The following is a 13,817-nucleotide window of genomic DNA, read 5'->3' on the forward strand; positions in this document are numbered from 1 at the left end:
AAAATTAATTACTAAATCGTTTGGCTACTTAATTGTCAAGCCTTAGATTTGTTTTAATTTAAAATTAATCTAAATAACAATAGTGATAGAAAAGAAGCCTTACAGCGGCAACTGTAAGGCTTCAGGTAATCTACTTCCTAATTCTCCAATTAAAAAGCAATGCAATATAACAAAATATTGTTACTAGTATTTTTATGCCTTTTGCAATCTCCCTCTGTTTTTTCACAACAGAACAGGACTGTTTCAGGTATTGTAACCGACCTACAGGGACAAGCGATTCCTGGTGTTTTGATAAGCGTCCAACCCTTAAATAAGGGCTTTATTACTGATCAGGAAGGTAAGTTTAAATTGAACTTAGCTTTAGATAAGGAATTTACACTCGTTTTTTCATTTTTAGGGTATGAACCTTATGAGGAAATTATCTCTGCGAGCAGTAACAACAAAAACCTTAATATACAATTAACTGAAGAGGCTACTGACCTTGAGGAATTTACAATACTTGGCAAATCTGAGCTAAGTGAAATCAGAGAACGAGCCTTCAATGTTGAAGTTGTAGACGCAAGGAAGCTTCACCATACCAATTTGGACCTGGGACATGCTTTAGACAGGGTTTCTGGAGTTAGGGTAAGGGAAAGTGGAGGAGTTGGCTCAAGGATGAATTTCTCTCTTAATGGATTTTCAGGCAAGCAGGTTAAATTTTTTATTGATGGGATTCCAATGGATGATTTTGGTTCCTCTTTCCAACTCAACAATATCCCCATCAATCTTGCAGAGCGCATCGAAGTTTACAAAGGTGTAGTTCCTATTGGTTTGGGAGCTGATGCCCTTGGAGGTGCTGTGAATATTGTTACAAAAAACGTTCGTAAAAATTATGTAGATGCATCTTATTCTTATGGTTCCTTCAATACCCATAGGTCCGTTATCAATACAGCTTTTGTAGCAGAATCCGGCTTTATATTTCAATTGAATGCTTTTCAGAACTATTCTGACAACAACTATTGGGTTAATGTAGATGTAGCTGATATAGAGACAGGTAAATATTACCCAAATCAACGGGTCCGTAGATTTCACGATACTTATCACAATGAGACGGTAATTACACAACTTGGTGTTCAAGGGAAATCTTATGCAGACAAACTATTAATTGGTCTAACTGCTGGTAAAAATTACTCAGAAGTACAGACTGGAGCTCGATTGGTGTCAGTCTTTGGACAGTGGCATCGCAGGGGAACAATCCTGATGCCGACCTTTAAATATCAAAAGAGAGACCTTTTTACGAAAGGATTGGATGTGAATGTCAATGCCAATTACAATTTTGGATCTGAACAAAACATCGATACGGTCAATCGCCGCTACAATTGGTTTCAGCAGTACAAAGAATATGAGGTGCCAGGAGGAGAACGCTCGTACACACGCTACAAGTTTAATAACAATAACGCTGTCCTCACTGCAAATGCCCATTACAACTTTGGGATTCATACGTTTGCCATCAGCAATGTATTCAATAGCTTTAATCGAATTGGGAGCGATGCACTTAATCCAGATAATGATAAATACGAGCAACCTCGTAAAAGTCAAAAGAATATAACAGGCTTAAGCTATCAGTTGAATTGGGAAGAGAAAGCCAGCGTTTCAGCTTTTACTAAAATCTACAAGCAGACCAACTATTTTACCTTGTCTTATAATCCCACAGGGAATTATGGAGATGTGGCCTATCGCAATGAAAGGGAAAATTTCACCTACCCGGGATATGGGATTACTGGTTCCTATTTTATCACAGGAAATATTCAGGCCAAAGCCTCTTTCGAGAAAAGCTACCGGCTACCGGAACCAGAAGAACTCTTTGGTGACATGGTGAACCTGCAGGGGAATTTGGACCTAAAGCCAGAAACCAGTTACAACTATAACTTGGGTCTGAGTATCTGGAAACAACTCAACAGAGATCATCGGGTTGACATTTCTGCCAATGGTTTCTACCGTGACGCAAAAGATTTCATCCGTGCCAGACTGAATAACAACCAAGCGATGCAAGTGATGGACAATCTCTACAGCGTGACCAATATCGGTGTGGAAGGAGAAATCCGGTGGTCCTATAAAAACCTGCTTTCCGCTGGTGCCAATATTACCTATCAAAACCTTCGAAACAATACGGAATTTGAAGAAGGTCAAACGACTTCAAGTATAGTCTATCGTGATCGAGTACCTAATATGCCATACCTCTTTGGGAATGCTGATGCAAGTCTGATGCTTCAGGATGCTTTTGGCAGAGGGAACGACCTTAACATCGGATACAACCTGCTTTATGTGCATGCATTTTACCTCTACTGGCCAAGCTTGGGAGCTGAGAAATTTGATGTACCTCAGCAGCTTTCTCATGATGTCAATCTCACTTTTACCACTGGAGAAAAAGGCAGACTTCAGCTGATTGCTGAGTGCAAAAATTTACTGGACAATAAACTCTATGATAATTTCAGCTTGCAGAAACCAGGGCGAAGCTTCTCAGGCAAAATAAGATATTTTATTTATTAATTCTTACACACTAATTCTTATGAAAACCAATTTTAACTACCTATTAGCTTTTGCGGCAGCCTTGACTGTCGGATTCTCTAGCTGTAATCCTACAGATGATCCCGAACCAGACCCTGGCCAACCGGCCGCTGAAAGCCGCTATATCATTGCATCCACTCCTATTTCTTCTGATGGAGTAGCAGATTATCTCTTGACTGCTGAAAGCCTGAGCGAAGGAACGGTGAGCACACTAGGAAATGGTGTGGAACAAGACGGGACATACCGGTATTATGTGACGCACAAAAATAAATTCTTCAGCATGCTTTACGGGCAGGGAAATCCGGGTGCCGTGACTACTTATGAATTGAATGCCGAAGGTGAGTTGGAGAAATTGTCTGATTTCCAGTCAGAAACAGTGCAGGCTTTTGGTGCGATGGATGATGATATCGTAATGGTGAAAATAAGCCGTAGTGAGACCAATCCTTTTGCCTCATGGTATAGAATGGATGCTGATCAATTGCAGATTGTCGATGAAGGCACTTGGAATCAAGAAGAAATAGCTGACAATGGGGAAAGAGCATTTTTCTCATGGGTCACTCAGGTAGGTGACAAACTTTTCGCTCCTTACTTTAGTATCAAAGCATGCTGCAATGACACTTTCGGAACGAACTATCCTGATAGTGCCTGGATTGCAGTGTTTGATTACCCGAGCATGGAATTAAATACAGTGATCAAAGATGACCGAACCAGTTTTCTTGGCAGGTACTTTCTTTCAGGCCTGGAAGTGGATGAGCAGGGTGATGCCTATGGTTTTTCAGGTTCCGTAGCTTCCTCTAATGGGCAAATGACTTCTACGCTTCCTTCGGCTATCACACGAATAAATAAGGGAACATTAGCATTTGACGAATCCTACTATTTCAATGTGCAGGAACTGGCTGATGATTATTACATCACAGCAAACACCTATGCGGGTAACGGTAAATTTATTGTAACCATGAATAAAGAGAAAGGTGCTTATACTGTTGGCAATCGCTTCGGTGTAGCGGATGTATATAACAAGACTTTTACGTGGGTGACGGGCACTCCCGCAGAAGCTTCGATCGTAAATGTGACGATCAATAATTATTCTGCAAAGGACGGCCTGGCTTATATAGGTATCACCACAGAAGAAGGAAGCTGGGTGTATGAATTCAATGCCAATAGTGCTACGGCCAAAGAAGGTTTGAAAGTGGAAGGAGGAAGAATTACTGCAATCAGCCACCTGGACCCAGCAGATTAATCCATTCTTAAGAAAAATTTTAAGTCCTGGGTGAATTGTCTATTTGTTTCGGCCAGCGAATGTGACAACTAAACCCAGGCCCTAATTGAGTTTAAAAATTCAACCTAGCTAATTCAGGAAACATCTACTTGAGGATCAAATGGATCACTTAGGTAAATCAGTACATAATCAGAAATCAGAGTCTTGTAAAACCCTAAATATCCGAATATGTCAGCATGTAAAACCGAAATTATCTATCAAAACAAGGATTTCATTTTCACAAAATGTATGGACTGTTCCAGAATGGGGCTAATGTATCATCAGGTAATGATAGGCTTTGACGAGATTAACTTTTCGGCTTTCATTAGGTATTTAAAGCAATTAGATTTTGAAACCTATAAATACCCTTGCATTGATGGGATCGACAGGGTGATCATTGAAACCTATCACCAAGACATTCAATTTTCATTCTCTGAAGAAGAGTTTTACACCTTAAAAACTGGAGTCATCGAAGCCAACGAACAGCTACAATTAATAGAAATGATTCGAAAATTATAAGACAATTATTTAAAAATGAAAAATTCAACATTCAATACTGTTTGCCTGACCCTGCTGCTTAGCCTATTTGCTATTGCTGCGCAGGCTCATGCATTGTGGATACACACTTCTTCCACTACTGAGCTTGGAAATACACATGAGTTCAAAGTTTATTATGCGGATTACCATGAAGATGCCATTGAATCGGTCGCAGACTGGTATTCGGATGTGGAGGATTTTGAACTTTGGCTAATCAGCCCATCAGGGATAAAGACCAAACTGGAGCCATTGGCAAAAGAAGCTCATTTTGAAGGTAGCTTTAAGGTGGAGGAGAAAGGCGAATACCAATTGCAAATAAGTCACACTGCTAAGGTTTTAAAAGGGACTACCGCTTACCAGTTCAATGCTTTTGCTCAGGTATGGGCTGGAAAAGGTAAAGCCGTTTCAAAACAAGCAAGGGACCTCTCATTAACAAGAAAACCGAATTCATCTACCTTCCAGGTAAACTACAAAAACAATGTGCTGCCTGATGCTTCCATCAATGTTTTGGGACCAGACAAAGAAAATCAGGAGTTTCTTACAGGCAAAAAAGGAAAGGCCAAGTTGGACATGGACAGTAAGGGAAAATATTTTGTAGAAGTAACTTATACAGACAAATTTAAAGCTGATGATCCTTCTGGTTTAAAAGCAATTTGGAGATGTGCCACTCAAGTGATTGAGGTGGATTGACTTTCATACTACGACAGTGGGTATTTTTTAAGCTGACTTTTAAGCTAAGATCCTATAATTTTTTATATGAATTTTTTGCATCAGAGCGACCATTATTGCTTCGTGGTCGCCCTGATGTTTTAACCCGGATTAAGTAATAGAAGGTCTATTGCATAATGTGAGTTTAATTAATGGATTTGGTAAAGGAACAATATAGGCCAAAAATAGGCAGTGCTATTTTGCTATAGGTTGATGGTGTTTCTTGTTAAGGTTTAAGAATGGCAATTATAGGCGGATTGTATAAAAAAAGGTAAAATAAAGAATTAGAGAAAGTTATAAGGATGATTACATTAAGTACACTATTTACCCTGGCAGGGTTTGAATGTTTTTACCAAACTTCTGGCAAGGCCGTGATCTTACGGCCGGCAGCTTTGGAGGCATGGTTTATATCCAATGTAAAATTAGCCAAAACGTTGGGCCCCATCTTTCTGGTCATCGGACTTATATGCTCAATTCTCGCCTTGGGAATAGGATCAGGTAGTTTCGCCTTCCTTTGTATCCTAATGACGATTGGTAGTCTGGTGGTTTTAATTTCTCCACTAGTACAGATTAAAGCTGTCTGGTTACTTATTGGTTTTGGCATATTATTTATCCTTGAATTATTTTAGTTATGCCAGCCAATAAAAAACACCTATCGCCGGACTTCCTACACCGCTTTTCAAGGATTTCTGCGGGCTTAATTGGAGGTTATTTAGTTACCTCTTCTTTCTTTCTCGCGCTTTCCTTTTTTTTGGACAAGGCATCTGTCCTTTATACCCTTGTATTTGGTGGGTTCTTACTTTGGGTTACACTACTTATTCTGGCATTTATTGCAGAAAAAGGATGGAAAGTATGGACTGTTTATTTGCTGCTAAGCCTCTGTTTTTCAGCGATCGTTTATTTCTTTCAATCCCCAACCAATTAATTCCACACTGATGAGCAACAGGATTTACAATATTCTTTTTCATACCCATACCATATCAGGCATTTTCATCAGCCTGGCTCTTTACGTCATTTTCTTCGCCGGTTCCTTTTCCTTCTTCCGAGATGAGATCAACAGTTGGGAGAGAAATGAACCGCTGGCTCAAGGTTGGAAGATGAGCGACATGGATTTTGATCGGGTGATTGATTCTCTTAAAACCAATGATACTTTGGTAAACAGGGACATTAGTTTTAATCAATACTATGATGAACAGCGTTTGTCTTTGAGTATATCCCCAGCAATAAACCTGGAAGAAAAAGGTCCTAAACGACGAAGAAGAGGCACTTTCATGTACTTGAACACGCAGGATATGAAAACGTATGATTATAGGAGCTCCTACTCTTTGGGGGAATTTCTTTATCGTTTACACTTTTTTGCGCAGCTTAATTTTTATGGTAGATCAGGTTATTTGCTGGCAGGTATAGTGGCCTTCTTTTTTTTATTTGCCGTTATTACGGGTGTCCTGGTTCATTGGAAGAAAATTATAAGTAATTTTTTTATGTTTCGGCCTAAAGCCAGTATCAAGAACCTCTGGACTGATGCCCATACTGCGCTAGGCATTCTTGGCTTGCCGTACCAATTCATATTCGCATTGACAGGGGTTTATCTGATTGTGGGAACCACGTTGATGTCACCTGCATTTGTTAAGTTTCTTTATGAAGACAATATAGAAAAGGCATATGATGATTTTGGGTTTAACCCTCCAAGCTATGCCCTTTCTGGAGAAAACCTTCAAAGTGCGTTTTCCATTAACCCATTCCTGAAACAGACCAAGGAAAAATGGCCAGATTTTGACATCCGCTCCGCTCATATTTTCAATTATGGAGACCAAAACATGCATGTTAAGTTTGAAGGTAAATCAGACTTTGACCGCAAATTCGCCAGTTCAGGGAGTATTACTTATAAGGTTTCCACAGGAGAGATTGTTAGCGAAGAAAATCCTTTTAAAGATGTTTCTTATATAGATGGATCGAGGACAGTATTGCAACGCCTACATTTTGGAGATTTTGGGGGCATTGCCGTCAAATTGATTTATTTTATTATGGGAATTGTCACTTGCTTTGTGATTATTTCTGGGGTGATGATATGGTTGGTGGCTAGGGATAAAAAACATGTATCCCCTGCCAAGCGAAAGTTTAATACCTGGTTGGTGTGGTTTTATCTGGCAGGATGTCTAAGCATGTATCCTGTCACTGCATTTACTTTCCTTATGGTAAAACTAGGACTTCAAGATCCCTCAGCAGATCGAGTAGGTTTTATTTTCCAAACCTATTTCTGGTCCTGGCTCCTACTGACCTTGATTTTTACCTTTATGAGAAACAATACCTTGACAAATAAATATACCCTTATTTTGGGTAGTGTTTTAGGCTTATTGGTTCCATTGGCCAATGGAATGGTAACAGGAAATTGGCTTTGGGTAAGTTGGGCAAGTGGCTATTCTGATATATTTCTAATAGATGCTTTTTGGCTTATCACATCCATCAGCGCCTTGTTAATTGGCTTGAAAATAAAGACCGAAAACCAGAGACCTATTATTGCAGATAGAAAGGTGTCTGCTTAATCCCTCCTATTAATAGACCATAGAATTTTTATGTCACCCAACGGGCTTGTCGCCTACACCCTCATATTAGGGTGTAGGCGACGAGTCATTTTATGCAAAGCCCCTAATATGAAGAAATGGTTTTGGGCTTTGGTTTTACATCCGGGCTAATTGGAATCGCTCCAATAGTTTTAACTTTTTATACTACATTTATATTTTAATAGGCCTAGACTGAGAAATTGTTGATTTGGTGATTAATAAAACCATTGTTTATTTCCAGATATCCGACTTTTGACAAAATATCTATTATTTCATGAATACTGAATTTGACCTTTCCGATCCGGATAAGAAATTAGAAACAATCCGGGACAAAGTGCTTATGTTGTCCTTTGGGCGGCTTGGCCTTTTCCTGTTAATGCTTGTGCTTCTTGTGGTTGGCATCTCCGAAATACACTGGCTACTCATCCTGTTTTTTCCGGTAACCTTTGTTTTTGTATCCCTTATCCTAAAATTCAATAAGGAAAAGGACAGAGAGCGTTTTTATCAGGCTGTTAAGGAGATGAACGGGAACAGGGAAAAGCGTAAAAAGAGAGAGTTGAAGGAATTTGACACTGGATCGGAATTTATGGAATCCTCGCACCCTTTCGCCAGTGACTTGGATTTATTTGGTGAGCATTCATTGTTTCAAATGATGAATCATACCGTAAGCCGGGGAGGAAAAGCTAGACTGGCTAGCTGGATGAAAACGCCTCTAGACCCAAAAAATGCTTCAGAGAAACAACAGGCATTGTTTGAGCTGAGCGGTAAAAAGGACTTTCTTTTTGTTTTTGAAGCCTTTGGAAAGGCTTTTATGAAAAAGGACAAGGCTCCTGACGGAAAAGCAAGGTTTTATGCCTGGCTGAAGAACAGTCAGCCATGGCATTCCATGTATTTTCTACCTATGATTTTGGGGCCAATTGTTGGCTTAGTCGTTTTATTTGGTGCTCTGTACAGTGTCTTTTCTACCTTATACTTGAGTATTTTCATTCTGGTCGGAATGGGGCTTTTGGGATTCATATTTAAGCCTTTGATGGAGGCGATGAAGGCCTTGCCTAATGACAATGACCTAAAAACATTACAAGCCTGGGCGAAGCTCCTTGAAAGAGAGCAATTTGAAAACCCTTTGCTTATCAAACATCAAACTCCTGTTAAACAAAAGGATTTTTTAGCCTCAAAGGCCCTTAAGGAATTGGAAAGTCTCACTTTCTTGGTAGAGAACAGAACCAATATGTTGTACCTGATTTTCAACCTACTTTTTTGGGTTGATTTTTATGTCTTGTATCGACTGAAAAAATGGAATCAGCTTGCAGGCCAAAAGATGAAGCAGTGGGAAGAAACCTTTGAAACCTGGGAGGCCTTGGTTTCTATGGCTGCTTTTATGGAAGAAGAGAACTTGACTACTCAGGTAAAGTGGGAAGAAAAATTTACTTTCATAGGTAAAGAGATCAGGCACCCACTTATTGACCCGGGGACCTGTGTTGCCAATGATTTTGATTTGAAAGAAAATGAAAAGGTAGTACTGCTTACAGGTTCTAACATGTCGGGCAAAACAACCTTTATGCGCACACTCGGTGTTAATTTAGTTTTGACTGGGATGGGGATTCCTCCTTTCGCTAGGTCGTTTAGTACCGGTCCCTTCTTATTGTATACGAGTATGAGGAATACGGATAGCCTTGGGGAGAGTGTAAGTTCCTTTTATGCTGAGTTGGCAAGAATTAAAGGCGTATTAGAAAAAGCATCTGCAGGAGAACCAGTATTTTATCTGCTTGATGAAATTTTGAAAGGAACCAATACTGCAGACAGAGTGCTTGGGAGTGAGGCATTAATAAGACAGTTGGCACATAGCAATGCGAAGGGCATTATTTCTACACACGATATTGAACTAAGCACCTTGGAAGAGCAGTTGCCCTTTTTGGTTAACTATAGCTTTCATCATGATATTCAGAAGGATGAAATTGTTTTTGACTATACCATAAAGAAAGGACCTTGCCCTAATTTCAATGCACAAAAGTTAATGGAATTGATGGGTATAAAAATTGAGAACGCAGGTTAAGTTAAGGATGGATATTTATTTTGGCATAAATATTGGAGATATAATCTTAAAATATATAAACAAAACTAACCAAAACAACCATGAGTTCATTATTGTATATTATCGCGATTATTCTTGTAATAGGATGGATATTAGGAGCCTTTGTATATAGTGTAGGTGGTCTAATTCACATTTTACTAGTATTGGCTGTTATAGCCGTATTGTTTCGCCTTATTAGCGGTAGATCTGTCTAGCAATGGCAATGAATTAAAAAGCATAAATCAGGGCTGTCCATTTGGGTAGCCCTTTTTATTTTAGGTCATAAAGGAATTTTGCCATTGAAGGACCCAATTAAAGGGAATTTCCTTCCTTCTTATTAGATAAATTTTATTTGCTACACTTGATCACTGCAACATAATCCCGGATATTCCTTAATTTTGAAGTATAATAAATGTAAAATTACAACATCGTGCAGAAAAACTATCAGCAACAAACTCTTGGTATATTGGGTGGAGGACAATTGGGAAGAATGCTTATCCAATCTGCCATTGATTACAACCTTGAGGTTCATATTTTAGATCCAGATCCCAATGCGCCTTGCAAATACCTTAGCAATAATTTTGTAAATGGAGACCTTAAAGATTTCGATGCTGTATATAATTTTGGGAAAAATTGTGATGTTATTTCCATTGAAATAGAACATGTTAACACTGAGGCCCTTTTACGTCTTGAGGAGGAAGGAAAAAAAGTCTTTCCTCAACCGCATATTATTGCACTTATTCAGGATAAAAGAAGTCAAAAGCAATTTTATTTGGACCAAGGCATCCCTACCTCCCCATTTATTCTAACAGAAAACAAGGAGGAAGTAAAACGCAATGCTGAATTTTTACCAGCAGTAAATAAGCTTGGAAAAGAAGGGTATGACGGTAGAGGAGTACAAATGATGAGGAATGCCGATGATTTGGAAAAGGCATTCGATGCGCCAGGCCTATTAGAGAAATTAATAGATTTTGACAAAGAGCTGGCAGTGATAGTATCTAGAAATGAAGCAGGAGAAGTAAAAAGTTTCCCTTCAGTAGAATGTGCTTTTCATCCAGAACACAATTTGGTAGAATTCTTATTTTCACCAGCCAATATTAGTCCTGAAGTGGATGCGAAAGCCAGAGAATTGGCTGAAGAGGTAATTCAAAAGCTTGATATGGTCGGTTTGTTGGCAGTGGAAATGTTTTTGACAAAGGATGGTGAGTTATTGGTGAATGAAATAGCTCCTCGACCCCATAATAGTGGCCACCATACCATAGAAGCCAACTACACTTCTCAGTTTGAACAGCACTTAAGATCCATAATGGGGATGCCCCTGGGAGATACTGCATTGCTATGTCCTGCTGCCATGGTCAACCTATTAGGTGAAGATGGGTTTACAGGAGAGGCTATTGTGGAGGGGATGGATGAAGCCCTAAAAGAAAAGGGGGTATATCTTCATCTTTATGGTAAAAAGATAACCAAGCCCTTCAGGAAAATGGGCCATGTGACAATTCTTGCGGATGAGCCAAGCCAACTAAAGGAAAAAGCAGAAAGAATAAAAGAACTTATAAAAATAAAAGCATGAGCGAGATAAGAGTAGGAATCATCATGGGTAGTCAATCAGATCTCCCCATAATGTCTGAAGCAGCTAAGTTTCTGGAAGAGATGAATGTGGGGTATGAACTGACCATAGTTTCGGCACACAGGACTCCGGTTCGCATGATCAATTATGCTCAAGAAGCCAAAAAAAGAGGCATTAAGGTAATTATTGCTGGTGCTGGTGGAGCGGCACATTTACCAGGAATGGTGGCTTCCTTAACCAGTTTGCCGGTAATTGGTGTACCGGTTAAGTCTTCGAACTCCATAGATGGTTGGGACAGCATACTTTCCATATTACAAATGCCTTCAGGAATACCCGTAGCCACGGTGGCGCTAAATGGAGGTAAGAATGCAGGAATTTTAGCAACCTCTATCGTTGCAGCTTTTGATGATGAAATTTCTGAAAATTTGGTAAACTTTAAGCAATCGCTTTCTGATAAAGTAGAGGAATCTGCCAAGAATGTTGAAGAGCTGGGTTGGAAAAAGGTGTTAAATAGTAAGTAAGAATAAAAATTAAAATAAGGCGGACGCTTTAATTAGCACCCGCCTTTTTTGTTTTCCAACCGGTAACCTCTGATTTGTAATGTGCCATATAAATGGTAGAGGAAAATGGCTATTAGCAAGTTGCGATTTGAAACCTTCTGTGCTCTAGTTAGGAAACATCCCTTTAAACCCAGCTTTTAAAAAGGCAAAACATCACCGTCACTATCGTCATTAAAGGTGGTTACATCTGGCATATCATTTTTTTGTGCAGCAGCTGTAGGAGTGGCATTAGCAGTTCCTGAATTATTTACCCTCCAAATTTTAACATCTGTATACCAGCGGCCGTTAAATTCCCTACTTTCAACCTCTATACTTGCCGTAATTTCTTGCCCTTGTTGAATGTTAAACTGGTCTATTTTGTCTCCCCAAACCGTAAGACATACCTTTTTTGGATATTGACCAGGTGTTTCCAGAATATAGTCTCTTTTTTTCCAGGTTCCGTTTCTGCCGTTTCCAGATTGTTCTTCAAGTGCTTGTATGATTTTTCCTGATATTTCCATTTTCTAAACTATTTTGATGAAAAAACGAAGGTAATTAAATCCTGTTGGATTTTAAAACAGGGAAGAAATGCCTTTGGAAAATACTATTTGTAAATTCAGCTCTATAATTCCATTTTAGAAGGATCTGATTTAACAGGGGCTTTTTTAATATAAAAAATTAAATCAACCAGAAATGCTATTTACCCGTTAACTTTAGAATAAACTCTAACAAGAGTAAAGAATGAAATTTTTTCTACACTGCCCTCAGAATAAATTGAACTTTATTGAAAGAATTATTTTTAAAGAACTACTTTGAAAAGCGTGTATTTTTAGGACCGATTAGAAATCACTGTCTTCAACTTGCGATAGTCTATTACAATTTAAATAAATGAAAAGAATTAAGAAGATTATATACACTATGATAGCATTATTCATTGGAACCATTGCCCTAATTGTCATCGGAGGGTTTTTGTTCCTTCATTTTAGCCCTGAATTTGGAGGAAAAGCCAGTGAAGAGCAAAGATTGGCTTATTCCAAATCTGATCACTTCAAAAAAGGAAAGTTTGTCAATTATGGAGATATCAATATGGACTTAAGCGGAAGGGACATGCTCAAAGCCATTGGTGGAATGTTAAAAACCATACCTCATTCTGTTCCCGATCAAAATATTGAAACCCTTAAAATTGATTCTTTAGATATAATAGAGTACGGGCCAAAAACCAGACTGGTTTGGTTTGGTCATTCAACTTTTCTCCTGCAGATAAGCAATAAAATCATTCTCGTTGATCCCATGCTGGGAACAGTTCCTGCACCCCACCCGATGTTGGGAACCAAGCGTTTTAGTGATGAGCTTCCCATAGCTATAGAAAAAATACCTTTTATTGATGCTGTTTTTTTTACCCATGATCATTATGATCATTTGGACTACGGTTCCGTCCAAAAGTTAAAAGACAAAGTGAAGACTTTCTATGCCCCATTGGGTGTAGGGGCACATTTAGAAGCCTGGGGAGTGGCAAAAGAAAACATAGTAGAATTAGATTGGTGGGAAGAAGTAAGTTTTGAGGAACTGACTTTTCGTTGTACCCCAGCCCAACATTTTTCTGGTCGGGGTATTTCCGATAGGGCCCAAACGCTATGGTCTTCGTGGATCATCCAATCACCTACCGAAAACCTTTTCTTTAGTGGGGACAGTGGATATGCACCCCATTTCAAAGAAATTGGCGAGAGGTATGGGCCTTTCGATCTGGCTTTACTGGAATGTGGGCAATACAATGAATTATGGCCAACAGTGCATATGTTTCCCGAACAAACGGCAATGGCGGGAGTAGATGTTAATGCTAAAATGATTATGCCGATTCACTGGGGAGCTTTTAAGTTGTCTCACCATACCTGGACAGATCCTGTGGAGCGAGTTTCTCGAAAAGCCAGGGAACTGGGAATCGGTATAATTACACCTAGAATTGGGGAACAGATAGAGTTGGATAGTATGGTTATCAGTGAACCCAATTGGTGGCAACAATAAAAAGCAT

At 39.2% G+C, this 13,817-nt stretch carries 13 protein-coding genes; 11 read left to right on the top strand and 2 right to left on the bottom strand.

The window, feature by feature from the left end; all coding sequences use genetic code 11:
* Positions 1-159: 159 nt before the first annotated feature.
* The 4 genes from AC13EX_RS12760 to AC13EX_RS12775 all read left to right on the top strand — a co-directional run bounded on the left by AC13EX_RS12760 (position 160) and on the right by AC13EX_RS12775 (position 5,032).
* Positions 160-2,529, top strand: a complete 2,370-nt coding sequence (locus tag AC13EX_RS12760; protein WP_482892976.1) for a TonB-dependent receptor — start codon at positions 160-162, stop codon at positions 2,527-2,529.
* A gap of 19 nt (positions 2,530-2,548) precedes the next feature.
* Entirely contained in the window at positions 2,549-3,787 is a 1,239-nt protein-coding gene (locus AC13EX_RS12765; RefSeq protein WP_339717421.1) for a DUF4374 domain-containing protein, read from the top strand.
* Positions 3,788-3,994: 207 nt separating this feature from the next.
* A complete protein-coding gene (locus AC13EX_RS12770; RefSeq protein WP_339717423.1) occupies positions 3,995-4,324 on the top strand; it encodes a DUF6686 family protein in 330 nt (109 codons plus the stop codon).
* Between the two features lie 15 nt (positions 4,325-4,339).
* Complete coding sequence (locus AC13EX_RS12775; protein ID WP_482892977.1) at positions 4,340-5,032, top strand: DUF4198 domain-containing protein; 693 nt, start codon at positions 4,340-4,342, stop codon at positions 5,030-5,032.
* A 367-nt stretch (positions 5,033-5,399) separates the two neighbouring features.
* Here AC13EX_RS12775 and AC13EX_RS12780 read toward each other — a convergent pair whose 3' ends face one another.
* Entirely contained in the window at positions 5,400-5,654 is a 255-nt protein-coding gene (locus AC13EX_RS12780) for a hypothetical protein (RefSeq protein ID WP_157470387.1), read from the bottom strand.
* A gap of 27 nt (positions 5,655-5,681) precedes the next feature.
* On the opposite strand from AC13EX_RS12780, the gene AC13EX_RS12785 reads away from it, so the two are divergent.
* From AC13EX_RS12785 to purE, 6 genes are all read left to right on the top strand, one after another.
* Positions 5,682-5,975, top strand: coding sequence for a hypothetical protein (locus AC13EX_RS12785; protein ID WP_048641493.1), 294 nt, complete (start codon positions 5,682-5,684; stop codon positions 5,973-5,975).
* Positions 5,976-5,985: 10 nt separating this feature from the next.
* Positions 5,986-7,593: a PepSY-associated TM helix domain-containing protein gene (locus AC13EX_RS12790; RefSeq protein WP_482892978.1), complete on the top strand. Its 1,608-nt coding sequence runs from the start codon at positions 5,986-5,988 to the stop codon at positions 7,591-7,593.
* Positions 7,594-7,885: 292 nt separating this feature from the next.
* On the top strand, positions 7,886-9,664 hold the full coding sequence (locus AC13EX_RS12795; RefSeq protein WP_482892979.1) for a MutS-related protein: 1,779 nt from the start codon (positions 7,886-7,888) through the stop codon (positions 9,662-9,664).
* 80 nt (positions 9,665-9,744) lie between these two features.
* Positions 9,745-9,897 (top strand): lmo0937 family membrane protein, encoded by a 153-nt coding sequence (locus tag AC13EX_RS12800; RefSeq protein ID WP_157470385.1) that lies wholly within the window; start codon positions 9,745-9,747, stop codon positions 9,895-9,897.
* A 215-nt stretch (positions 9,898-10,112) separates the two neighbouring features.
* Positions 10,113-11,252 carry a 5-(carboxyamino)imidazole ribonucleotide synthase gene (locus AC13EX_RS12805; RefSeq protein WP_339717433.1) on the top strand — a complete coding sequence of 380 codons (1,140 nt, stop codon included), beginning with the start codon at positions 10,113-10,115 and terminating at the stop codon, positions 11,250-11,252.
* A complete protein-coding gene (purE, locus tag AC13EX_RS12810) occupies positions 11,249-11,770 on the top strand; it encodes a 5-(carboxyamino)imidazole ribonucleotide mutase (RefSeq protein ID WP_339717435.1) in 522 nt (173 codons plus the stop codon). Before AC13EX_RS12805 ends, purE begins: the two co-directional genes overlap by 4 nt.
* A 176-nt stretch (positions 11,771-11,946) precedes the next feature.
* Here the strand turns inward: purE and AC13EX_RS12815 are convergent, their stop codons facing one another.
* Entirely contained in the window at positions 11,947-12,309 is a 363-nt protein-coding gene (locus AC13EX_RS12815; protein WP_048641488.1) for a DUF3127 domain-containing protein, read from the bottom strand.
* 367 nt (positions 12,310-12,676) lie between these two features.
* Here AC13EX_RS12815 and AC13EX_RS12820 point away from each other — a divergent pair, with 367 nt between their 5' ends.
* A complete protein-coding gene (locus AC13EX_RS12820) occupies positions 12,677-13,810 on the top strand; it encodes an MBL fold metallo-hydrolase (protein WP_482892980.1) in 1,134 nt (377 codons plus the stop codon).
* Positions 13,811-13,817 lie beyond the last annotated feature (7 nt).

It is taken from the genome of Cyclobacterium sp. L-R (assembly GCF_056859355.1).

Excerpts from the sequence above, each read along its gene's own strand:
- AC13EX_RS12760 (WP_482892976.1), top strand. The coding sequence starts at position 160 with ATGCAATATAACAAAATATTGTTACTAGTATTTTTATGCCTTTTGCAA.
- AC13EX_RS12765 (WP_339717421.1), top strand. The coding sequence starts at position 2,549 with ATGAAAACCAATTTTAACTACCTATTAGCTTTTGCGGCAGCCTTGACT.
- AC13EX_RS12770 (WP_339717423.1), top strand. The coding sequence starts at position 3,995 with ATGTCAGCATGTAAAACCGAAATTATCTATCAAAACAAGGATTTCATT.
- AC13EX_RS12775 (WP_482892977.1), top strand. The coding sequence starts at position 4,340 with ATGAAAAATTCAACATTCAATACTGTTTGCCTGACCCTGCTGCTTAGC.
- AC13EX_RS12780 (WP_157470387.1), bottom strand. The coding sequence starts at position 5,654 with ATGCCAAAACCAATAAGTAACCAGACAGCTTTAATCTGTACTAGTGGA.
- AC13EX_RS12785 (WP_048641493.1), top strand. The coding sequence starts at position 5,682 with ATGCCAGCCAATAAAAAACACCTATCGCCGGACTTCCTACACCGCTTT.
- AC13EX_RS12790 (WP_482892978.1), top strand. The coding sequence starts at position 5,986 with ATGAGCAACAGGATTTACAATATTCTTTTTCATACCCATACCATATCA.
- AC13EX_RS12795 (WP_482892979.1), top strand. The coding sequence starts at position 7,886 with ATGAATACTGAATTTGACCTTTCCGATCCGGATAAGAAATTAGAAACA.
- AC13EX_RS12800 (WP_157470385.1), top strand. The coding sequence starts at position 9,745 with ATGAGTTCATTATTGTATATTATCGCGATTATTCTTGTAATAGGATGG.
- purE (WP_339717435.1), top strand. The coding sequence starts at position 11,249 with ATGAGCGAGATAAGAGTAGGAATCATCATGGGTAGTCAATCAGATCTC.
- AC13EX_RS12815 (WP_048641488.1), bottom strand. The coding sequence starts at position 12,309 with ATGGAAATATCAGGAAAAATCATACAAGCACTTGAAGAACAATCTGGA.
- AC13EX_RS12820 (WP_482892980.1), top strand. The coding sequence starts at position 12,677 with ATGAAAAGAATTAAGAAGATTATATACACTATGATAGCATTATTCATT.